This is a genomic window from Dyadobacter psychrotolerans (genome assembly GCF_004349265.1).
In the GTDB taxonomy this organism is placed as follows: domain Bacteria; phylum Bacteroidota; class Bacteroidia; order Cytophagales; family Spirosomataceae; genus Dyadobacter; species Dyadobacter psychrotolerans.
This window is the reverse complement of record NZ_SMFL01000001.1, coordinates 466,695-489,920: the sequence shown is the minus strand read 5'-3', so window position 1 is coordinate 489,920 and position 23,226 is coordinate 466,695. Positions and strand designations below refer to the sequence as shown.

Annotated in this window: 16 protein-coding genes and 2 riboswitches; of the genes, 10 read left to right on the top strand and 6 right to left on the bottom strand. The window is 42.2% G+C overall.

Translation table 11 applies throughout. The features are described from left to right. The first annotated feature begins 86 nt into the window (after positions 1–86). Positions 87–878: an alpha/beta hydrolase gene (locus E0F88_RS02115; protein ID WP_131956801.1), complete on the top strand. Its 792-nt coding sequence runs from the start codon at positions 87–89 to the stop codon at positions 876–878. A gap of 38 nt (positions 879–916) precedes the next feature. Here E0F88_RS02115 and E0F88_RS02110 read toward each other — a convergent pair whose 3' ends face one another. The 3 genes from E0F88_RS02110 to E0F88_RS02100 all read right to left on the bottom strand — a co-directional run bounded on the left by E0F88_RS02110 (position 917) and on the right by E0F88_RS02100 (position 4,932). Next, positions 917–2,623: a hypothetical protein gene (locus E0F88_RS02110; protein WP_131956188.1), complete on the bottom strand. Its 1,707-nt coding sequence runs from the start codon at positions 2,621–2,623 to the stop codon at positions 917–919. 132 nt (positions 2,624–2,755) lie between these two features. Beyond that, complete coding sequence (locus tag E0F88_RS02105; RefSeq protein WP_131956186.1) at positions 2,756–3,265, bottom strand: lipocalin family protein; 510 nt, start codon at positions 3,263–3,265, stop codon at positions 2,756–2,758. 71 nt (positions 3,266–3,336) lie between these two features. Continuing rightward, the gene (locus tag E0F88_RS02100) at positions 3,337–4,932 is read right to left on the bottom strand and encodes an amidase (protein ID WP_131956184.1); all 1,596 of its coding nucleotides are present in this window, start codon (positions 4,930–4,932) and stop codon (positions 3,337–3,339) included. A gap of 337 nt (positions 4,933–5,269) precedes the next feature. On the opposite strand from E0F88_RS02100, the gene E0F88_RS02095 reads away from it, so the two are divergent. The 4 genes from E0F88_RS02095 (at position 5,270) to E0F88_RS02080 (ending at position 9,167) form a co-directional block, all read left to right on the top strand. Continuing rightward, entirely contained in the window at positions 5,270–5,455 is a 186-nt protein-coding gene (locus tag E0F88_RS02095; protein ID WP_131956182.1) for a hypothetical protein, read from the top strand. Between the two features lie 183 nt (positions 5,456–5,638). Further along, complete coding sequence (locus E0F88_RS02090) at positions 5,639–7,936, top strand: glycoside hydrolase family 95 protein (RefSeq protein WP_131956180.1); 2,298 nt, start codon at positions 5,639–5,641, stop codon at positions 7,934–7,936. A 98-nt stretch (positions 7,937–8,034) separates the two neighbouring features. Next, positions 8,035–8,412 carry a ribosomal maturation YjgA family protein gene (locus tag E0F88_RS02085; protein ID WP_131956178.1) on the top strand — a complete coding sequence of 126 codons (378 nt, stop codon included), beginning with the start codon at positions 8,035–8,037 and terminating at the stop codon, positions 8,410–8,412. Then, on the top strand, positions 8,409–9,167 hold the full coding sequence (locus E0F88_RS02080; protein WP_131956176.1) for an oxygenase MpaB family protein: 759 nt from the start codon (positions 8,409–8,411) through the stop codon (positions 9,165–9,167). Before E0F88_RS02085 ends, E0F88_RS02080 begins: the two co-directional genes overlap by 4 nt. A gap of 26 nt (positions 9,168–9,193) precedes the next feature. On the opposite strand, the gene E0F88_RS02075 is transcribed toward E0F88_RS02080, so the two are convergent. From E0F88_RS02075 to E0F88_RS02065, 3 genes are all read right to left on the bottom strand, one after another. Continuing rightward, positions 9,194–10,507, bottom strand: coding sequence for a Fic family protein (locus E0F88_RS02075; RefSeq protein ID WP_131956174.1), 1,314 nt, complete (start codon positions 10,505–10,507; stop codon positions 9,194–9,196). Between the two features lie 119 nt (positions 10,508–10,626). Then, a complete protein-coding gene (locus E0F88_RS02070; protein WP_131956172.1) occupies positions 10,627–12,819 on the bottom strand; it encodes a TonB-dependent receptor plug domain-containing protein in 2,193 nt (730 codons plus the stop codon). Between the two features lie 85 nt (positions 12,820–12,904). Beyond that, complete coding sequence (locus E0F88_RS02065) at positions 12,905–13,537, bottom strand: cytochrome c biogenesis protein CcdA (RefSeq protein WP_131956170.1); 633 nt, start codon at positions 13,535–13,537, stop codon at positions 12,905–12,907. A 135-nt stretch (positions 13,538–13,672) separates the two neighbouring features. Further along, a riboswitch (cobalamin riboswitch) is annotated at positions 13,673–13,861 on the bottom strand. A gap of 155 nt (positions 13,862–14,016) precedes the next feature. On the opposite strand from E0F88_RS02065, the gene E0F88_RS02060 reads away from it, so the two are divergent. The 5 genes from E0F88_RS02060 to E0F88_RS02040 all read left to right on the top strand — a co-directional run bounded on the left by E0F88_RS02060 (position 14,017) and on the right by E0F88_RS02040 (position 23,070). Then, a complete protein-coding gene (locus tag E0F88_RS02060) occupies positions 14,017–14,523 on the top strand; it encodes an Xre family toxin-antitoxin system antitoxin (RefSeq protein ID WP_165939975.1) in 507 nt (168 codons plus the stop codon). 5 nt (positions 14,524–14,528) lie between these two features. Beyond that, entirely contained in the window at positions 14,529–14,984 is a 456-nt protein-coding gene (locus tag E0F88_RS02055; RefSeq protein ID WP_131956166.1) for an RES family NAD+ phosphorylase, read from the top strand. An 84-nt stretch (positions 14,985–15,068) separates the two neighbouring features. Further along, a riboswitch (cobalamin riboswitch) is annotated at positions 15,069–15,194 on the top strand. A 186-nt stretch (positions 15,195–15,380) separates the two neighbouring features. Continuing rightward, positions 15,381–16,724 (top strand): cobyrinic acid a,c-diamide synthase CobB, encoded by a 1,344-nt coding sequence (locus E0F88_RS02050; protein WP_181956066.1) that lies wholly within the window; start codon positions 15,381–15,383, stop codon positions 16,722–16,724. 98 nt (positions 16,725–16,822) lie between these two features. Then, positions 16,823–21,112 carry a cobaltochelatase subunit CobN gene (cobN, locus tag E0F88_RS02045; protein ID WP_165939974.1) on the top strand — a complete coding sequence of 1,430 codons (4,290 nt, stop codon included), beginning with the start codon at positions 16,823–16,825 and terminating at the stop codon, positions 21,110–21,112. A gap of 17 nt (positions 21,113–21,129) precedes the next feature. Continuing rightward, positions 21,130–23,070, top strand: a complete 1,941-nt coding sequence (locus tag E0F88_RS02040; RefSeq protein WP_131956164.1) for a magnesium chelatase subunit D family protein — start codon at positions 21,130–21,132, stop codon at positions 23,068–23,070. The last annotated feature ends 156 nt before the right edge of the window (positions 23,071–23,226 follow it).

The following is a 23,226-nucleotide window of genomic DNA, read 5'->3' as shown; positions in this document are numbered from 1 at the left end:
AAAATTATTGTCTGATATACTGCTGAATTTTGTCCTGTTCAAAACACAAACAGAAATTAAAATTCAACCGCATAACCTGTAAAATGATGAAAAGCAGTAACTCCAAAACCGTCTTGTTTATTACCGGTGCGTTTGTTCACAATAGTGGCTGGGATACCTGGAAAACTTATTTTGAAAGCAAAGGTTATAAAACGCTTGCACCTGCCTGGCCTTATAAAGAATCGGCACCTGCTGCTGAACTTCGTAACCGCCAGCCAAATGATACCGGTCTGGCAGCACTCACTCTGTCGGAGCTGGTAGATCACTATGCTTCTATCGCGAAGTCACTACCGGAAAAACCCATTATTATCGGTCATTCTCTGGGTGGATTAATAACGCAGATTTTGATTAACCGTGACCTCGGCGTAGCAGGAGTAGGTATTCATCCGGTACCGCCGCAGGGAATTATTCCTTATGAATTTTCTTTTCTGAAAGCCGGTTGGAAAGCACTCGGTCTATTCACATCGTTGAAAAAAACATATCTGATGTCACTGTCGGACTGGCAATACGCATTTACAAACGGAATGTCTCTGGAAGATCAGAAATCGTCCTGGGAAGCGAACACAATACCGGAATCGAAAACCGTGGCAAGAGGAGGTTTAACTTCTGCCGCCAAAGTTGATTTTAACAAACCACATGTCCCTCTTTTAATCACTTCGGGAAGTGAAGACAATATCTTACCTCCTTCACTGAACATCAGAAATTTTAAAGCTTATAAGAAAGACAATGGCTCAGTTACCGAGTATAAAGAATTTGCCGGCAGAAACCACTACGTGCTTGGCCAGCCGACCTGGAAAGAAGATGCGGATTACATTTTGGAATGGCTTGAAAGAAACTGAAAACAACCAGCGAGGGATCCGGAAAAGGACCCCTTTTTTTATGAGAATTTGATGGTGTGTTTAAAAGGTGTAAAGCCGGTCAGAAACACTGAGGGGGCATCCATGACGGGTAGCGAGCCACGAAGGACTGTGTTTTTATGCAGGGAAAGTCCGGGGCCAAATGTTATCGTGTCTTTTTCAAAAGTATAAGTTCCCATACCTTCTTTCAATATCCATGAATCCTTGCTTCCTTCAATTTTTAGCGGTCCTTTTAAATCTCCTCCCGGCCTGAAAATGAGTTCAATGGCAGCCGGAACGCCGTCGGTACCACCGGAAACAATTTCTACTTCCATACCTTCTTTTATTTCCCGGATAGTAACTTTTGTTTCAAGATACTGAATTTCACTTTGAGGTCTGTTGAGTTTCGGCATTTTCTCCCAGTCTCCGTCAGGCGAAATCCCTTCTTTTGGATAAGGCTGAAAATAGGGTCCGTCTAGTGTCTGAGTCAATTCCCAGCTGTTTCCCTTTTGTTCGAGTTTGGCTGATTGAAACTGCCCCTTTCCAAAAAATGACGAGGCAAATCGTACTCCCTGCAAAACAGCCCGTCCTTTCATGAAGGTAAACCAGACGGGATTGTTAGCAATAAGTGTACTATCCCACCGGTTTTTTCTGATTCGGACCAAACCGGAGTTGGGGAAGGATTTTACATAATTTAACGGAAGTGCGGTAACCGGCGGAAGCGCCTCCCAAAGTGAAGCGTCTGCAAGCAGATAATCAAGAAAACCGCCTATTTTTGGTCCGGCTGTTTCCTCGATCATTTTGCACATAGCCGAATAAGTTGTGTTTTTATCCAGCATCGCCAGGTAACGATATGGGTAATAATAATTTTCCAAAGTACCGATAGCAGCTTTATCCTGCCTTCCCGAAGCATCTGTCACGATTTCGCCATTGGGATGTACATAATAAAGTGTCATGTTCAGATTTTTTCTGACACTTTCCAGCAGATCGGGCTTATTCAGTCCGGCAGCGATGGTGATCAGCAAGCGGTCGGTAAGGGAAGAGTAAATGAAAGTACTTTTTTCATTGAACTGCCCGTCGATGTCGATGTCAATATGTTCGTCAAGCCATTGATTTATCCTGTCGACATAGCGGATATCCGGCCAGAGTTCATTGAGTTTAGTCAGGGCAGCTGAAACCACCCAGCGATGGTTTGGTGTATGTATTCCGCCTGCAATTAAAGCTTCCCCGGCATTCATCAGAAATTCCTTCAGCGGGATAAGCACTTTTTGATTTTCAGCTGCACCGGATCTTTCAAGAAGTGTGTAGGCAATAGCCAGTCTTTTTACCAAAAAACCCGTATCCGGTGTAGAATGAAAATTGGTCGAAAGAAGATCGATAGTTCCGTCTTTATGCTGAATTTTAAGAAGGTACATGGCGGCCAGCCGCATCTGGCTAAGCAGTGCATCTGACTGGTAAAATTTTGAATCGGGAGAGAATATCGCACACGCACCCCACTGAATAATGGCGGCGGTGCTATGTGGATTCAGGATATCGTAGCCATCTTTAACGCCTCCGAGATCCGGACTATTTTTCTCTTGAACCTGGTAGGTCAGAAGTGATTCAACACCTGTGTCATTACGTTTAACCAACCCGACCAGCCAGTCAGGCATTTTATCTTCTCTGCCAAAAGAAAATACTGCTGATGAAAAAACAGGCAGGGCGCACAATGTTTTACCACTTAATGAGATAAATTTTCTTCTCTCCATGAAAGTAATTTTTAAACTACTTCGAAAAGAGAAAACGTTACGATTATTACTAACGGTTTGTAAAAAATGAAGTGAGCAATCAGGAAGTCAAAGACCTTTTCAGCATAAACGTCTTTGTGAATTTAAATAAAATCAATCATCGTGATGCTGGGATGTGAGCTGTGCAACTTTATATCCCCTTGCTTCACATCGCTCTAAAATACTGTTATAAAGTTTTTTGTCCATGGTCTTTTTCCGGCTCATGATAAACAGCAGCTTATGTTCGGGATGGCCAACCACTGCATACGAATAATCCTGGCCCAACTCAATTACCCAATAATCCAGCTTAAATGGCCAGACAAACTGACATTTCATCTGAGCAGGTTGTTTACCATCTCCTTTGTAAACCTTGGAACTGATGGTATGGATTTCTTCACTGCCTGGCTTTTTGTAGGATGTAACGACATCGAAATACCCGCCTTTCTTATTCCAGGTGTACTTCCCGGTTGTTTCCCTGCTGCCTTTATCATAGGTGGTGGGAATCGAGTAAAGCGAATACCAAGTGCCGGCATAGTGCGACGTGTCGAAAGTATCAACAGTAGCATTGGGAATGCGGGCAGCGATTAGCAGCCAAAAGCAGAATATCGAACAGGTCAGTTTCATGCCATATCATTTTTGGCATATACGCTCTGTTTGTATTGTCAGATTGGTTAACCAACTTTGGGTGCTGAAATTTATCCGGATATGCTTGGTTTAAAAGTTGGTACTGTCCGGTTTTTTGAAGCCTGCTCATAGGCAAAAGCGATGCTGATCAGACCAGGTTCATCGTATGCTTTGCCAAAAAATGAAATGCCAACGGGCAGCTCTTTTATCTTACCCATTGGCAGTGTTACAGAAGGATACCCTGCAAGAGCAGCTGGTCCATAGGCACCGTAACCAGTCCAGGAATCTCCGTTTACGGGATCTATACACCAGGATGGCCCGGTAGCTGGTCCGCACAACGCATCCAGATTATTTTTTTTCAATTCATTATCAATAAGTTTCCTTACGTTGGTGATTTTTGCCAGTGCGGCGAGGTATTCTTCATCAGTCAAATCTCCTTTTGCCTGCGATTCTTCCAGGGTTTCCTGTTTGAAATCAGGCATTACTTTGGCCTCATTCTGTTTGTTAAAAGCGATAACTTCTTCCAGAGATTTTACTTTGGAATTAGCATGTGCCAGATATTTATTCACACCATCCTTGAACTCATATTGTAAAACATCAGATTCTGCACCGTCTGTATCGTTCATTTCTATGAATTCAATTTCGATGATTTCTGCACCCAGCTTTTTCATTTGTTCAAGTGCTTTTTGAAGTAAGTTATCCATTCCTTCGTGTTTTTTGAGGAATGTTTTCTCCACACCTATCCGTTTTCCCCTCAATCCGTTTTTGTCAAGAAACTGCGCGTAATTCGTTTGTTCACGGCCTTTACTTTCTGATGTTACCGGATCATTTGAATCAGCTCCGGCCATCACGGTTAACAAAATTGCGGCATCAGTAACGGATCTTGCAAGAGGGCCGGCTGTATCCTGCGTTTTAGAAATTGGGATAATTCCGGTACGGCTTACCAAACCAACCGTTGGTTTTATGCCGACAATGCCGTTCATGGAGGCCGGACAGGCGATAGAGCCGTTTGTTTCGGTGCCTACTGCCACGACACACAGATTGGCTGCGACAGCAGCGCCTGAACCCGAACTGGACCCGCAGGGAGATCGATCGAGAATATATGGATTTTTCGTTTGTCCGCCACGGCTGCTCCAACCACTGGAAGATCTTGAAGAACGGAAATTAGCCCATTCGCTCAGGTTGGTTTTTCCTAAAACGACAGCTCCTGCTTTTCTCAGTTGCAGCACAATAAATGCATCAGTTGAAGCAATGTTTCCTTCCAGTGCAAGTGAGCCGGCAGTCGTCTGCATTTTATCTGCGGTATCAATATTGTCTTTTATCAAAACCGGTATTCCGTGTAATGGTCCGCGAACTTTACCGCTTTTTCGTTCTTCGTCAAGAGAATCCGCTATGGCCAACGCATCGGGATTTAGTTCGATAATTGCGTTTATTTTTGGCCCGGCTTTGTCGGTTATTGCGATTTGGTCCAGGTACATTTGCGTAATCGAACGGGCAGTTAAATCACCGCTTTTCATTTTGTTTTGCAAACCACCGATGGTTATTTCTGAAAGTTCAAAATCTCCGGCTAATGTTGATTTATCGGGATTTGCACAGTTTATAAATGGAAAAAAGGTAGCCGATATACCTGCAACTGAACTGAGTTTGATGAAATTTCTTCTCTTCATATATTCACTGTGCAAATTTTGAATTTCGTCTCAGCCTTCAAGTTATCTTATTTTTTTCAGGATGTTCTTTACAAATTTGGAAATTATAAAAAACAGAAGAAACGGAGAAGATACGATGGCAGCAACAGCAGTTGCACTGAACAAAATCAATGCCAAAATGGACTTTAAAACGACTTCAAAAAATTTGCTCATCACCTTATTATAAGGAGCTGATCTTTTGGAGGGTAATCAGCCCGGATTGAATAATAATTAATATTGGCGTTGAGCTTGGTACGATCTTTATAAAAATAACGTTTATAAATGTATCAATGAAGAATTGAACTTAAACGTTGTACCCATGAAAAATTTAACAAAGATTATATATAATATCGGTAAATTCTGGCTTGCAATTATATTATTCCTCGCCATGATTATTTCTACAGTTGTATCACTTCCATTTATTGTTGCAGGCAAGCTGGCTGATTTTTGGAGCGAGCATCAGATCCGTACCAATAAAAATCAAATTACAGATTATTCAAGCTGATAAGTATACGTTGAAAATAGAAATTCGGATGTTAAGTGCCTGTAAAATTAATTTTTACAGGCACTTTTTGTATACATCATGCTTTTTTTGACTCACAAAAATGATATCAGAAAGTGATTTGAATAGTAGTAACATTAATTCCGGAACTTATAAGTAACGTTTTACAGCAATTTTAACTTTGGAATGAAACGTTTCATTTTACTTCTCTGCATTCAATTATTGATTGTTTTACCGGCGTTTTGTCAAAATCGGAATCTTAAACTTTGGTACAAACAACCTGCCAGGGAGTGGGAAGAAGCGTTGCCTGTTGGCAACGGGAAACTGGCAGCCATGGTTTTCGGCGGAGTCGCCACGGAGCATATTCAGTTTAATGAAGAAACACTCTGGACAGGCGAACCCAGAAGTTATGCGCACAAAGGTGCGGGTAAATATCTTGGCCAAATCCGGACTTTGCTTAGTGAAGGAAAACAAAAAGAGGCAGAAACGCTGGCGACAAAGGAATTTATGGGTGATCCGGTTCGGCAAATGGCTTATCAGCCTTTCGGGGATCTTTACATTGACTTTCCTGATCATGAAAATTTTACGGAATATAAAAGGGAACTTGACCTGAAAGAAGGTATTAGTAAAGTCAGGTACAAGTCAGGTAATAATGAATATTCGCGTGAGGTTTTCGCCAGTTACCCATCGCAGGCCATTTATGTAAAAATAAACGGAGGCAAAGCTGCCAGGCTTAATTTTAGCCTCAGGATGGATGCACTTCATGTCAATAAAAAAGTATCGGGTGCTAAAAATGAACTGACTTTAAATGTAAAAGTTGATAAAGGAGTTTTAGAAGGTGTTGCCCGGGTAAAGATTATAACGGATGGACAGCTAAGTGAAGTCAATGGTAAAATAACGGTGAAAAATGCCACTTCGGCTACCCTCGTTTTAGCTGCCGCTACCACCTATGTTGATTATAAATCAGTAAACGGCAAGCCGGTTGAAAAAGTGAGCAGGGTATTAAAAACTGCTCCACTGTATGATGAGGCGAAGAAACTGCATATTGCTGACTATCAAAAGTTGTTTGCGAAATTTTCTCTGGATCTACCGCTTAAAGCATCCTCTCAGCTGCCAACGGATGAACGTCTCCGGCAATTTAAAAGTAACCCGGATGATCCTGCGTTTCTGGCTTTGTATGTTCAGTATGCCAGATACTTGCTGATTGCAAGTAGTCGGCCAGGTACGCATCCTGCAAATCTTCAGGGCAAATGGAATGACAAGTTAAATCCTTCGTGGGACAGCAAGTATACCGTTAATATCAACACGGAAATGAACTACTGGCCGGTGGAAATGACCAATCTTAGTGAATGTCATCTTCCACTTTTTGAAATGCTTAAAGACCTTTCAAAAACAGGTGCTGAGGTTGCCAGAGAACATTACAACGCCGATGGCTGGCTGGTTCACCACAATACGGATTTGTGGCGCGGTGCCGCCCCGATCAATGCGGCAAATCATGGAATCTGGGTGACGGGCGGGGCCTGGCTGAGCTTGCATTTGTGGGAGCATTACCGTTTTACACAGGATAAGGTATTTCTTCAAAAAATAGCCTATCCGTTGATGAAAGGTGCGGCGGAATTTTTCACTCAGTTTTTGGTCAAAGATTCAAAAACCGGAAAACTGATAAGCTCCCCATCCAACTCTCCTGAAAATGGCGGACTGGTTGCCGGACCAACGATGGATCACCAGATAATTCGCGGACTGTTCAGGGCCTGTGTAGAAAGCGCCGACATCCTTAAAACTGATCCCGTTTTCTCTTCAAAACTGAAAGCCCTTATTCCTGAAATTGCGCCAAACAAAGTTGGAAGGGCCGGACAGCTTCAGGAATGGATGACCGACGTGGATGACACGACCAACCATCATCGCCATGTATCACATCTTTGGGGAGTTTATCCGGGAGAAGAAATCATACCTAGCAGAACGCCGGAGCTTTTAAGTGCTGCTAAGAAGTCGCTTGAATACCGTGGTGATGACGGAACCGGATGGAGCTTAGCTTGGAAAATCAACTACTGGGCACGTTTCCTGGATGGAGAACATGCCTACACGATGATCCGTAAATTGTTTAATCCGGTTCAGGGCAGTTCTGTGAAAATGCAGGGTGGGGGATCGTACCCGAATCTTTTTGATGCACACCCGCCTTTTCAGATCGACGGAAATTTTGGTGGTGCTGCCGGGATACTGGAATTACTGGTACAAAGTCATCTTGGAGAACTCAATTTGCTTCCCGCCTTGCCATCTGCGCTGCCGGAGGGCAAAGTGTCGGGACTGGTTGCAAGAGGCGCATTCGAACTGACTATGGGTTGGAAAGGCGGCAAGCTTCTGTCGGTTGTTATTTTATCAAAAGCAGGAAATAAATGTAATGTCCGGTACGGAGATAAAACGGTTTCTTTTAATACGGTTAAAGGGAAGACGTATAAGTTCGATGGGAGTCTAATGGGGATTTGAGATAACTGTTTATTAAATTCTTTCTCAAAAATTTCAACTCAGTAATTAGCATAAGTCAACTTGTATTTATTAACTTTGAAATTCAAAGTACTTTTAATATGTTGCAATTTAATAAATTTTACTTTTTGCTGGCACTGTTTCTTTTTCTCGTAGAAGTGCTGATCGCGATGTTTGTTAACGACCAGATTGTTAGGCCGTACGGCGGTGACTTTCTGGTGGTGATTATGCTTTATTATCTGGTTCGTAGTTTTGTTCTTTTGCCGGTAAACCTGACTGCTTTTTTGGTGTTAGCGTTTGCTTATTCTCTGGAAACATTTCAAAATTTCAACTATGTGGAGGTGCTGGGGCTTGAAAAGTTTCGGATAGCCAGAATTGTGCTTGGAACCAGTTTTGAATGGGGGGATATGGTTGCCTATACTTTAGGCATTTTGTTTGTAGTCATTGTTGAGAATAAGTTGAAGACATCAGTATCATGAAATATTTTGTAAATGAAGGTTCCATTGTCAGGCAGATTTGGGGGAAAGCAGATACGATACTCTTCATTTTTGCAGGAGCATCTGCTGAATTTGCTTTGAATAAAGCGGTTGACTGGCTTTATTTCACAGGAAAACTTCCGGCGGATCCTTTGGGTAGACTGTTTTCTACGGTAACCTATGCCCGGCTTATCGTATTTTCAGAATATGATGCTGCGTTGAAATCGATCGATAAAATCACAGCAATTCATCAGGGAGTAGAAAAGCAACGTGGCAGCCAGATTCCTGACTGGGCATACCGGGATGTGCTTTTTATGCTGATCGATTATTCCATCCGTTCATTTGAAGTATTGGAAAGAAAATTAACCAGGGAAGAAAAAAAGGAAATATTTGCCACCTTTTACGAGGTTGGTTTCCGGATGGGGATTAACGGGTTACCTACGGATTTAGATAAATGGGAAACCATGCGAAGAGAGCACTTGCAGGATAATTTACTCTCAAGCGATTTTACCATTGACTTATATAAGCAGTATAAAAAACACCTTGGAGCGATCAGATATCGTATGCTAAAACAGGTACAGATTATGGTTGTTCCTCAAAGGGTAAAAGATCTTTTGTCGCTGGGGGAGCGATCCATGCTTACTCCAGCTTTGCATGCTTACAAGTTAAGCCGCTTTTTTGGGATAGAAAAACCATTCAGAAATGCGCTGTTGCCTGTGGATTACAAAGCAAAGGTATTGGAGTTGGATCTGGTCTGATAAGGTATAGTCTTATGTTCAATGACTTATTTAGATCGCATTTTAGATTCAATAAAATCTTTATGGCGTTTTAGTTCGTGCTTAACAATTTCGTCGATCTCGCTTTCGCTAAGCTGCTCGCCGTAGCTTTTTTCCAAATTAGTTGTTCTTCTGTTACTTTTTATAATAAAGGTATTTGGACCTAACATTACTTGCACTTGGGACAGGAAGTTGAAATTTCCGTATTGCGAATGAATAAATGTATTATAGGAATAGGACATCTCAAATTCTGTTGTGCTTAACGTTATGTTATTTTTAACAGTAGAAATAGCCATTTCAATATTATAAGATGCGTATCCATTTGATAAAACAACATGTTGGGATTTAACATAAAACTTCTCAAATTTTTTACCTCCCTCAATGAACTTTGTAATTAACGGGACAACGGAAGTATCATATAAACTATGTAATATCTCAATAGTTTTTTCAGCTTTTTGATCCGTCTTGGTTAGTTTTAGTTCAAGCAATGCCAGTTCCTTATCAAAATCGTCCGGTTCTTCAATACTTTCCCCCCTGGCTCCGCGAATCATAATTTCCAGAGACCGAACCAGATTATCTGCTATTAAATTAACGAACGGTTCCAAAATCCCGCTGTCAGCTTGTCGCAATGCAGAAAAATATGTTCTTTTTTCTTCTGTTTTGATAATTACAGGAGGGAAATTATTCTGCATTAAAATAAAATTCATCAGAATCCTTGCAGTTCTTCCATTTCCGTCATCAAATGGATGGATCCTTATGAATTTATAGTGAAATTCGGCAGCCAGCAAAATTGGATTGAAGTTGGCAGAGTCATTTTTTTCATGATACCAGTTCATTAAATCATGCATGAGGGCTGGTGTTTCCTCCGGAGATGCAAACCGGAATATTTCGCCCGTATTGGTCAGTACATGATTAGGCTGAGTCTTGTATTGTCCAATTTCAATCTTTTTCTTTGTCGGCAACCCCTCTGGTGTAATTGCATCTACGCTGTAAGATTCTTTCAGTATTAATTTATGTAGTTCTCTGATGAAAGTTTCAGTTAATGGATATTCACCTTTTACGACATCTATAATCCATTCAATAGCCTCGTTATGACCTTCGATTTCGATATGATCTTTTAGTGGCTTTCCCTGAGCGGTCAAACCAAATAAAATCAGAGCCTTCGTTTCTCCATATGTAAGAGAATTTCCCTCCAGATTATTTGAGTGATAATTCCAGTCCAGTCGGAATTTTTGCATTATTCTTAATTCCTGCTCGATACTTATCGGCCTCAAAGTATCTAATTCTTCTTTGAGTTTGATGGCCGTTTCGATAGGTCCCATATTGTAAAATTTGTTTTTTTACAAATCTATTTAATCCTCCTTGATAATAGACAAAATACTTATGTTATGTATGTGCCAGGTATTTTGAATCTGTATCCTGGCACTTTATCGTTGAAATTCTAAAACTTCACCGTGTATCTAACAGACACAGCCCGCCCCGGCAGGTTATAACCTCGTTTTTCGTAGTAGTTCTCATCCGTTATGTTATTGATTTTCAAAGCCAAATCATGATTTTTAGCTACTTTAAATACGGCTGTAAAATCCATGACCATATATTTTGGATATTCAATTTCCGGGTTGATCGGGTCGGTGTAATCAATATCGGTACGTGTTCCGACAGAACGGCCTGATAAACGAACGCGAAGCCATTTCAGATTGTCATATTCCAGGCCGTAATTCAAAGTATTCTTTGCTACATTCTGAATGTCGCGGCTGGTTGCTGACCCGTCGGTTCCAACAATCAGCTCTTTTGCTTTGATAATGGATGTTCCGTTCCAAAAAACACGTAAGGAATATTTGTAATTGTTTAGAGCACCAAAATCATAACTTATTTCTGTTTCCAAACCGTTGATTTCAGCGTCGGCAGCATTAACAAAAGTTGCTCTGGACACGATTACATCATTGTTTGGAAGCGGCTCATTAACAGTTGTAATGATTTTTGCAATGCGATTTTCGACTTTTGTGGAAAAATAAGTAACACTGGCTGACAAGCCCGACTTCGGTTTATTAAAACTTAAACCTATATCCCAACTCACACTGTTTTCATTTTTCAGATCAGGGTTTCCCGCAGTAACAGCGATCCGTCCTCTCGAATCCCGAACTTCGTTATAACCCGCAACACTATAAGCATCGGTTGTAACAAATGCTCGTCCGATTGTTCCTTTTGCTCTTAAAAACGGAACCAGTTCATACGTAATGCCCAGGCTTGGACTGGTAAAAGGATTGGTTTTTTTGCCTGATTTATACGTGGGCAACAAAGCAGTTTCTCTTACATCAAAGGTTATATTGTCGTACCGAATTCCGGGCTGGACTGTTAGTCTGTCGAAATTTAAAAGCGCCTGTGCAAAAAAAGCAGATGAGATAATTGCATATTCCGGCTGAGTCGGTGCCCGTTCGGTTGTGTCGTTTGTCCAGCGGCGGCTATTTGTAGAAGCGTTCAGATAATCATAACCCATAATCACCGAATGCTGCCCGAGTTTCCAGACATCCTTTACCTGAACACCTTTCCAGGCATTATGGCCTTCTGCTGAACGGAATGGAACAACAGGTTTACCCGAAACATTGAGTGTATAGTTTTTAGTATTTTCCTCAGAGCGAGAAACTTTCAGGGTTGGACTGTGATTGCCAATTTGGCCGGTTAACGAAATATCCAGCGCGGCCCGGTCTACATCCTTTGTGCTGGCTTCGGTGCTTCCTGATGATATCTCTCCCGGCGATTCAACATCTTTTGCCTGAAATCTTTCTCCGCGAACATCTACCCGCCATTTGTCATTCAGTTGATAACCAAGGCGCAAGGATCCTGAGAAATAATGCAGCTGAGTAAATTGCCGTCTCAGGCCATCGTTTTTTGTCTCGTCCACTTCCTGAATGGGCTGAGCAGTGTAGTTTTTCTGAGCTGTTGTGTAATCAAAAGCATCACGAAACAGGTTGTCTTTTCCGATTTTATAATCTTTGGCTCTTTCGAAGTAATTGAAAGAAAGGTCATAATCAAGTCGTTTTGTCAGATTGCCTCCTGTGCTTAGTCCGGACTGCAAGGTCTGGAAACTTCCATATTCTACAAACCCATTTCCCTGCGTTTCACCTTTGGTGCGTTTGGTAATTACGTTGATTACGCCGCCCATCGCCTGCGAGCCATATAGAGAAGAAGCTGGTCCTTTTAAGACTTCGATTCGTTCAACACCGTTCAGGTTAATTTGAGATAAATTAGTTGCACCGGCAGCGCGTCCGTCAATCAATAACAAAGTGCGTTGATTTAATCCTGAAAACTGAGGACGAAATCCGCGTATACCAATTCCGGAAGAGAGGTTTGGATACTGAATTACATCTACTGCGGCCATTTTTCTGACTATATCCGTTAGGTCAATCGCAGGAGTCATCTGGATATCTTCTTTGGAAATCAAATCAATTTTTTGAGCGATCTTTTCTTTTTTTGTTTCAAAACGGGTTGCTGTAACAACAACGGGATTGAGCTGGTTCTCACGCGTTGAATCTGGCTGGACGTTTTGAGCATTGGCAGAAAATGTAATAATGAGTAAAGCAGCAAGTCTGATGAAGGATTTTTTGCCTGGTGATTGGTAAAATACTGGTTTCATTGAGTAATTAAAAAGTGAGTTGCTTTGGGAAATCAATGTTGGGAAGAGTAGTTATTTAGTAGTTAAGAAGTTAACCGGGTTAACGTCAGACTTCGAACGCTTCGAATAAAGTCATGAGGCCAATGATAATGGAGAAAGTGCCTACAACATAGTTGATTACAGTCAGAAATATTTCTTTCTTTTTTGCGAATTTGTTTATTGAAAATGCGAAAAAGTAACCATACAATGACATGGACAGGATAATGCCCATACTTTGAATGACAATAATCCATACGGCTGTCGAGGCATCTTTGGCTGCTAGTGTCAAAGCAACTGCACAAGCACCTCCCGTACCTGCCAGACCATGGATCATACCAACCCAAAAAGATCGGCTGAAAGTTGTATTTGCCGGAATTGACTGAGTTGTTGCATTCTTTCTGAAATTTCGCCTGATCGCCACAAAGCCAAGCCAGATCATAAGCGGGCCGATGAGCAATTCAACCTGTCCGGAAATATGAAGTGACAAAGTTGACTTTAGCAAAAGGACCAGAACGGCAAATAAAATAAGTGTAAATGAATGACCCAGAGCCCAGTGTGACGAACGCCAGATAAGCTTCCAGCGCTGCGCCGGACTTTTATTTTCGTCCGCAGCCAGTACTGAGACAGCTGCCATGTGATCGGGTTCAAAGGAATGCTGGACGCCGAGAAGCAGTGAATCAACAAGTAAAAAATTGATCATTTTTTGGATAAAAATTAGCTTGCATTCTGCAAGTTTGAATTGTTTTATCCGGAATGCTGAAGGGAAAATACAGGAAAAGACAAGGCTGTGATTCCGCCTGTCCAATACCTCTTGCTTTTCTTCCCGAAAGCAAAACGGAAATATGATTGACTGGCAGGTCTTCTGGCTCGTTCAGTTCCGACGCCTTCCCGGGATCATTTAACTCCCAGTGGCAATTTTGTCAAAACCTTGTTATTGAACTTACAGCAGCGGGTACTACTCCGGATTTACACCGGATTCCCTATTAATCACGCCGTGGCGCGAACCAATGAATGCGCAAAACTAGCTCTTTTTAAATTATGGAATAAATAAAAAATGATTCACCAGCTAATTAAGGGCATTAAATATGAATTTTATTTTTTTTCAGTTTTAAAAAATCACCATTGTTTTGAAACAACATAATGGACAATTTGTTTGTATATTTGGGTAAAATGTCCATTATGAATTTATCTGCAAGCAAAACAAGTAAGGTGACAGTGAAAGCAGTAGAAGAGGTCGTAATGCAAAAAAAGGCTTCGACAAATGAATTAACCTGGATGATTTTGGGTGGTGAGCAGTTCATGGCTAATGAACCTGTTTCGGGATTAGATTTTTTAACAGCCAGCGCTGAAGGAATTCCTAAACTGTCGGTGGAAAGTCTTGCAGGAATTATGCAAATTCCGATGAAAGACATGGCTGTATTGTTGAACCTTTCTTATAAAACACTGTCAAGAAAGAAACGGACTGACGTTCTTAGTAATTTAGTTTCCTCACTTTCAATCGAAATAGCAAGCACTTTCGCAAAAGGCCTGGCTGTTTTTGAAGATGCTGATCGCCTGAACCGCTGGATGCATAAAGACAATAAAGCACTGAACGGGCAAAAGCCATTCGATTTGTTAAATACACCTACCGGAATAAAACTGGTTAATCAGATTTTAGGCAGAATTGAAGAAGGGGTTTATTCCTGATTACCATGATATTGTACAGGATAGCCAAGAAGCGGGAGCGAGCCAATGATCTGAGTGGGCAGGGAGCAGCAAATGAAGGCGGGCGTTGGAATAGTGAAGGTATTTTTGCGCTTTACACCAGCGAAAGCCGTGCTTTGGCCATGCTTGAACTGCTTGTTCATGTAGACGATACGGAGTTACCGCCAAATCTGTTTGTGATGACAATTGAAGTAGACGATTCTGCACGGTTTTATGAAATATCAGACACTGAACTCTCCGTCGATTGGCGTCTTCCTGAAAATCTTGCACTCAAAAAAGCAGGTGATAATATCTTTCGGGCGCAAAAGTTTATCGGTATCAAAGCCCGTAGTGCTGTAATGCCCCGGGAATATAATTATGTGCTTAATCCTTTATTTCCAAGATTTTATGACCTGGTTAAAGTGGTCGCTGTTGAAGATTATCAAAGAGATGAACGGTTGTAGGTCATCTATTTAAATATCCTTGTTTTATTTTCTATTTCCGATATGCTTTATAACCTTACCTTTGCCACAAGAAATTGTTTTGAATAATTTCCATCAGGAGAAGGTTACCAATTTATTAATAGGGGAATCGTGTGCAATTCACGAGCTGTCGCGCAACTGTAAGTAACGAATGTTACAAGTCAGGACACCTGCCTTTTCTTTGTTGACAATGCTTTCGCGGAATGAAGCTGAGTCAGGTTTTGGGTATTTGTATGCAGGTTATGTACTTCGAACCTTCATACATTTTTTCTGATATCTTCTCCTTCTTTCTCCAAAGCAGTTTACTGAATATCTTGCTATTAATCAATAACTTCTGGTTTTGATTGTCGAAAATATACTGCTGATCGGTCATTAGTGATGAAGAAAAATATCAGGTCCCATTTTCTTATTTCCGCGCCTTCAAGCAATTCCGGTAAGACAACTCTTACCCTGGGTTTGTTGCGTGCTTTGAAAAACAGGGGGATGCAGATTCAGCCATTTAAGTGCGGGCCGGATTATATCGATCCCATTCATCATACAGTTGCGGCAGGAACCCAAAGCGTCAATCTGGACACTTTTATGTCTTCCGAAAAACATGTCAGGGAAATTTATCATGAATATGGATCGCAGGCAGACGTTGCTGTTACCGAAGGCGTTATGGGACTTTTCGACGGTGCAGATAAAATGAAGGGAAGCAGTGCTGCAATCGCTGAACTGCTGAATATACCTGTTATTCTGGTAGTAAATGCCAAATCAATGGCTTACTCAGCGGCTCCGCTGCTTTATGGTTTTAAAAATTTTTACAAAGGAATTAAGGTTGCAGGCGTCATTTTTAATTTCGTTAATACCGAATCTCATTACCGGTTTTTGCAGGAAGCTTGTGCCGATGTTGGTATTGAAGCACTGGGATATTTTCAAAAAAATGAAAATCTGGTAATTCCTTCAAGGCATTTGGGATTACATATTTCTGATGAAATTAATTATGAAAATATTATTGAAAAACTGGCAGAAGCGGTTTCGAAAACAATTGACATAAACAGATTGCTGGAAATAACGGCTTTAAAGTCTGATAGGGCAGTAAACCTTTCGAAAGACAAAGAAACGAGCAATTCAAATCTTAAAATAACAATCGCGAAAGACGAAGCCTTTTCATTTACATATATTCAAAATATTAAGGTTTTGTCCGGGTTCGGGGAAATTACCTGGTTTAGTCCGCTTCATGATAAAGTACTGCCAGAGACAGATTTTCTTTATTTACCCGGCGGATATCCCGAATTATTTGCCGGCGGTTTAAGTGAAAATACCTCCATGCGTGACAGTATCAAATCGTATTGCGAAAATGGCGGATTGACTTATGCAGAATGCGGAGGCCTGATGTATCTGGGTGAAAATATCACAGATCAGGACGGCGAAACTTTTGAAATGGCAGGTGTTCTTGATTGCGCAACTTCCATGTTAAGCTCAAAAATGAAGCTGGGTTACCGGATTGCAAACTGGGAAGGTTTGGAAATACGCGGACATGAATTTCATTATTCAGGCTTAATCGACAATGGTTTAGAATCAGAAAGGGTGTCAATAACCAATGCGAAAGGAGTAAAGGTTGACACAAAATTATATCGTAAAAACAACATCTTCGCTTCCTATATGCACATGTATTGGGGCGAAAACGAAGGATTTATAAAGAAGTTGCTGACTAAAAAATCAACACAAGCAGTCTTTTAGCTACATATGTATGAAACTGGGAAATGTTAAAGAATTCAGATTGTTGCTGGCGTCCATTGCGCAAACCATAGCGTCCATCGCGGTTAATCGATATTGAGATGAAAGAAATAAAAAGGCAGCGCGTTACCCGCTCCGACGGAAAAGCGATTAATCTGGTTCAGCGGCGCGGACATTTGTCCTACTGTTATAACGCCTGTTGCTGCGGAAGGGTGGATCGTGGTTATGCGCCCGTTCCGGTTGAATTATATAAAAGTGAATGGCTGAAAAGGAAATCACGGAATGTGGTGCATATGACAAAAGGCGGCTGTCTTGGGCCTTGTACACTAGCCAACGTAGTAACTTTGCTTTTCGACGGTCACTCTGTTTGGTTCCATTCCATCAACAACGACTGGCAGATCGTTGCCATTTTCGATTACATTGAAAGTATGGTAAAGGCGGATCGTTTTCTGGTACCGCCGTCGGATCTGGCTGAATATGTTTTTCAGTTTTATACCTGGAAAGGTTCGGAAATTGCCACGATTGCAGGGCAAACTGCCTTGCCCACCGAAGGAATTGTTTTTCTGACTCATGCAGATACGGATTTACTCACTTTAAACCGGGCGCTGCAATTGCTTCCGGACGAATTCCCAAAAACACTGGGTTTAAGTTTGCTTGCCATCAAAAGCGAAGCCCAGATGGCGCAGCTGCTGGAACGTGAAATTGCTGAGGCAAAAATTATCATTGTTCGGATACATGGCCGTTTAAGCAGTATTCCGGGTTTTGGGGAACTGGTAAATCTTGCAAAACAAAGACAGCAGCATCTGATCGTCGTCAGCGGAACCGGCGATTTGAATCCGGAATTTGCAGCTGTTTCTACGGTCTCACCTGCTATTTTGCATGAAACACTTGCCTATCTTCAGGCAGGCGGTTACAATAATTTCAATTCACTTTTATATTTCCTTTCCGATCATTTCCTGATGACCGGTTTTGGTGCAGATGCGCCGGTAAATTTACCGGAACACGGAATTCATCATCCCGATCTTCCTGAAAATGCAGATATTTCAGATTGGAAAAAATACTACAATCCATCTCTTGCCACTATTGGAATAACCTTTTACCGGGCGCACTGGATTGCGGGAAATACCAATTTTGTGGACGTTATGATCCGTTCATTGGAAGAGAAAAATGTGAATGTACTTCCTGTTTTTACCTCTTCGCTAAAAGCTGTAAATCCGGATTCAGGAAAACCTTTTGCTTTTGAAATTTTTCAAACACATGAGGCAACGAGAATTGATGTACTGATCAATACGATCTCTTTTGCTATCACCGATATAAAACCAGCCGGAACGGTCAGTCAGCCGGCAGAAGCGTTAACCTCACTGGATGTTCCTATTTTACAGGCTATTGCAAGCGGAATGAGCCGCGGACCGTGGGAGACATCAAGCCGGGGACTTAATCCGCTGGATACGGCCATGAACGTTGCTATTCCTGAATTCGATGGCCGGATTATTACCGTTCCTGTTTCGTTTAAAGAAAAAGGGAAAGAAACAAAAGGTTATGAACCAGTAGAAGACCGAATAGATCGGGTAGCAGGTTTGGCGGTTCGTTTTGCGAGATTACGGCATTTGAAAAATTCAGAAAAGCGGATCGCGTTTATATTTACAAATTCAAATACCAAAGCTTCACAAATCGGGAATGCGGTAGGTTTGGATGCGCCGGCTTCGCTAATGAACATGCTGCATGCCATGCAGGCTGAGGGATATAATATTAAAAACCTTCCGGCGACAGGCACAGAGCTTATTCATACGTTAATTGACCGTTGTTCCTACGATGAAACATACCTGACTCCGGAACAATTGGCGAATGCCGCAGGGCATGTTTCTTTCAGAGAATACGTTACCTGGTTTGAAGAACTGCCCGAACCGCTGCGGCTTAAAATGACAAAGCAATGGGGATCTGCGCCGGGTGAAACCTATGTTCATGATGGAAATATTGCTTTAGCAGGGCTTGACCTCGGCAATGCTTTTGTAGCGTTACAGCCTCCCCGCGGATATGGAATGGACCCTGATGCGATTTATCACCAGCCCGATTTGCCGCCTACACATCACTATTATGCTTTGTATCGCTGGCTGCGGGATGGCTGGGGCGCGGACGCTATTGTGCATGTGGGTAAACACGGCACACTTGAGTGGCTGCCGGGAAAAGGAATTGGATTATCTGAAAATTGCTTTCCCGACGCATTATTAGGTGATTTGCCGCTTTTCTATCCGTTTATCATCAACGATCCGGGAGAAGGTTCTCAGGCAAAACGTCGGGCACATGCGGTGGTTGTCGACCATCTTACTCCACCGATGACTTCCGCTGACAGTTATGGCGAACTTGCCCAGCTTACGCAGCTGGTGGATGAATATTATCAGGTAGAAAGCCTGGATCCTGCGAAGTTACCTTTGCTGCAAAGACAGATTTGGGAGTTGATTAAACAAACAAATCTGGATACGGATCTGGCGGCAATGTTAAGTCGTGATCATGGCGATCACAAACATGACTGGGACGACGACATGACGCCGGAAGGTGTTCCGGTTAGTCTGACGGAGATGGACGGAAAGGATATTGCACATTTGATCGAAGATATTGATGGCTATTTGTGCGAACTCGGTGCCGCCCAGATTCGGAACGGATTACATACTTTGGGAGAAATGCCTGTTGGCAGCGCATTGGTTGACATGCTTCAGTCGCTGACACGGCTCGCTAATGCATCTATACCCGGCTTGCAAACTGAACTGGCTTCGGTTTGTGGTTTTGAAATCAATTCACTTTTACAAAATAAAGGACAAAAAATATCAGCCGTTTCTGATCAACTGATCTTACTAGCTGGCCGGGCTGTTATAACCGGAGCAGACGCAATTGAAGTGCTGGATGAATTAAGTAATCATTTGTTCAGGCTGCTTGAATCGTATCAGTTTCAATCTGACTTGATTGATCAGGTCATTTTTGAAACACTGAATGTCATTCCTTCTGATCCTATTCTTGATGGTATTAAAAAGATTCTGGAATTTGTTTGTACAGAGCTATTACCAAATCTGGCCAGGACAGATGAAGAAATAACGAATTTATTACACGGGCTTTCCGGTGGTTATGTTCCCGCTGGTCCGAGCGGTGCGCCAACACGTGGAATGGCGCATATTTTGCCAACAGGAAGGAATTTCTATGCGGTTGATCCAAGAGTTTTACCCTCCAAAGCAGCCTGGGAAGTAGGTCAGCAACTTGCACGTGAAGTGCTTGACAGGCATTTAAAAGAAACCGGCCGTTATCCTGAAAGTGTCGGAATCAGTATTTGGGGAACAAGTGCGATGCGCACCCATGGCGACGATGTAGCAGAAGTGCTGGCATTAATGGGTGTACGCCCGGTTTGGCAGGCAGAAAGCAGGAGGATTACCGGAGTCGAAATTATGAGCCTTGAAGAAATTGATAGGCCACGAATTGATGTGACAACACGGATCAGTGGATTTTTCAGAGATGCTTTTCCGCATCTGATCGAATTGCTGGATGAGGCAGTGCAGCTCGTGATCGCTCTGGATGAACCGCTTGACCAGAATTTTATCCGGAAACATTATTTAAAAGATCTGGCCGAATTGCAGAAGGATAATTCATTGTCCATTGAAGAGGCTGAGGAACGTGCCGGATACCGGATTTTTGGAGCGGCGCCGGGAAGTTACGGTGCAGGTATTTTGCCATTAATCAATGAAAAAAACTGGCATGCCGATGCTGATTTTGCACAGGCTTATGTCAACTGGGGTGGTTATGCCTATACAAAAACGGCTCAGGGAGTAGATGCAAGAAACGAATTTAAACAGCGGCTTTCGGGCGTAGAAGTGGCGCTACATAACCAGGATAACCGCGAACACGATATTTTCGACAGCGACGATTATCTGCAATTCCATGGCGGAATGATTGCGACGATCAGAAGTTTAACCGGGCAGCAGCCAAAACATTATTTTGGTGATTCTCAGAACCCCGCCCAGCCGGTCGTGAGAGATTTGAAGGAGGAGACTTTACGGGTATTTCGTTCAAGAGTTGTGAATCCGAAATGGATTGAAAGCATCAAAAAACATGGCTACAAGGGAGGGTTGGAATTAACTGCGACGGTAGATTACATCTTCGGCTATGATGCAACCGCCAATGTTGTGGATGACTGGATGTATGAAAAAGTAGCAGAAACCTATGCCCTTGACGCAGATATGCAACAGTTTTTTGAAGAAAATAACCCGTGGGCTCTGAATGCAATTGCCGAAAGATTATTAGAAGCCGTTCAAAGAGGTTTGTGGGCAGAGCCTTCGGCAGAAGCTTTGGAAGGCTTGAAAAATTTGTATTTACACAGTGAGGAATTGCTGGAATTGAGAGGTGAGTGAAAGACAAAAAACATTTTATGAACCATTACCCGTTCTCCGCCATTGTCGGACAAAATAAACTGAAAAGGGCTTTGCTGCTTTGTGCTGTTAATCCTTCTATTGGGGGTGTGTTGATCAAGGGAGAAAAGGGTACCGCTAAAAGTACAGCAGCCAGAGGTTTATCATCCGTAATGCCTATGATTCAAAGAGTATCGGGTTCTCTTTTTAATACATCAGAAAAGGAAAAAAATACTGATATTCAGTTTGTTAATCAAAGTTCGGAACTGGAAGATATCGCAGTTCCATTCGTTGACCTGCCGCTTGGCGCCTCCGAAGACCGTGTTTTAGGAAGTCTCGATCTGGAAGCGATTGTTTCTGAAAAAAAGAAAAAATTCTTACCTGGATTGTTGGCGGGCGCACATCGCGGCATTCTTTATATAGACGAAGTAAATTTATTGCAGGATCATCTGGTCGACATACTTTTAGATGTTGCTGCATCGGGAATCAATACGGTCCAGCGCGAAGGTTTATCGGTAAGTCATCCTTCAAAATTTATCCTGATCGGCACCATGAATCCGGAAGAGGGCAATCTTCGTCCACAGTTTCTAGACCGGTTTGGTTTGATGGTTGAAGTGGAATCACAAATGGATGTGAAGGAAAGAACGGAGGTTGTGAGAAGGAGAATGTCATTTGAAAACAATCCCGAACAATTTTTATCTCAATGGGTTTCATCCCAGCAAACACTGCAAAACCAGATTAAAAAAGCGCAGCAATTGCTTCCGCAGGTAGAAATGCCGGAAGGTTTATTGACCTTGATAAGTCAGCTGTGCATCGAATGGTCGGTATCCAGTTTGCGTGCAGACATTGTGCTTTACAAAACGGCTGTAACCCTGGCGGCACTGGCAGATAGAAAAACCGTTACCGCTGATGATGTAAAACAAGCTGCTGAATTGGTTTTGGTACACAGGAAAGGGAAAAGGCCATTTGAACAAAACAAAAATCCACAAGCCGGCCAGAATCCGGAAAATGGTAATAAAATATCTTCTGATCAAAACCAAGATTCACAATCAGATAGCGAAAGTAAATCAGGCGAAATAGCAGATGGTGAATGCGGAGACGGACCTGAAGGAAAAGGAATTTGTCCACCTGAACAAAGTGAAAAAATATTTCAGCCCCTTTTGCAAAAAGAAATACCTCAAATTCGATTGGAATTACCTGTTACTTCGGAGAATTTATTAAGCGGAAGAAGGACAAAGGCAATTGGAACGGTTAAAGGCTTTCAGGTACGGACAGAGAAAAATCCGGTAACAACAGACCTTGCCTTTTCTGAAACCATTCAGCATGCATTGCTACGTGACCCGGATCATTTACAAATTACAAAAGAGGATCTTCATCAGAAAATCAAAAGTGGCAGAGCTGGTCATTTGATTCTTTTTGTTGTGGATGCCTCAGGTTCCATGGCTGCCGGTAAACGTATGGAAGCAGTGAAAGGGAGTGTGCTGAGTTTGCTAAAAGATGCTTATCAAAAAAGGGATATGGTTGGTGTAATTTCTTTCCGGGGAGTGGAAGCGGAAATTTTACTGGAGCCGACATTAAGTATTGATCTGGCCGAAAAAGCATTGGAAACTTTGCCAACAGGAGGAAGAACCCCACTGGCACATGCCATGCAGTTGGCAGAACAGGTTTTGGATCGATACAAAAATGAACGTGATTTAAAGCCATTACTTGTAATTCTTAGCGATGGAAAAGCCAATGTGCCGGTGCGAGGAGGAGGAGATCCCTGGCAACAGACTTTACAAATTGCAGCCATGATCCAAAAAATGCACATTCCTGCCCTGGTACTGGATACAGAGAATGGCTATTTACGGTTTGGCCGTGCAGCAGAACTGGCAAAGGTTTTGGGTGGAGAATGTTTGTCATTGGATGACCTTTCCTCAGATGAAGTTACACGGACAGTTTCTTTGCGAATTAACAATTAAAATTGGCGTTGCAGCATCAGAGGAGGCTCCTACGGAGCCATTGAAATTGGAAAGGGATTTGGTTGCTAGAAACAGGGAGCTCCTAAAGAGCCTTTTGTAGCATTACTGGATGTGAAAATACTAGTTAATTCAAATTGTAGGGGGTAAAGGCTCCTT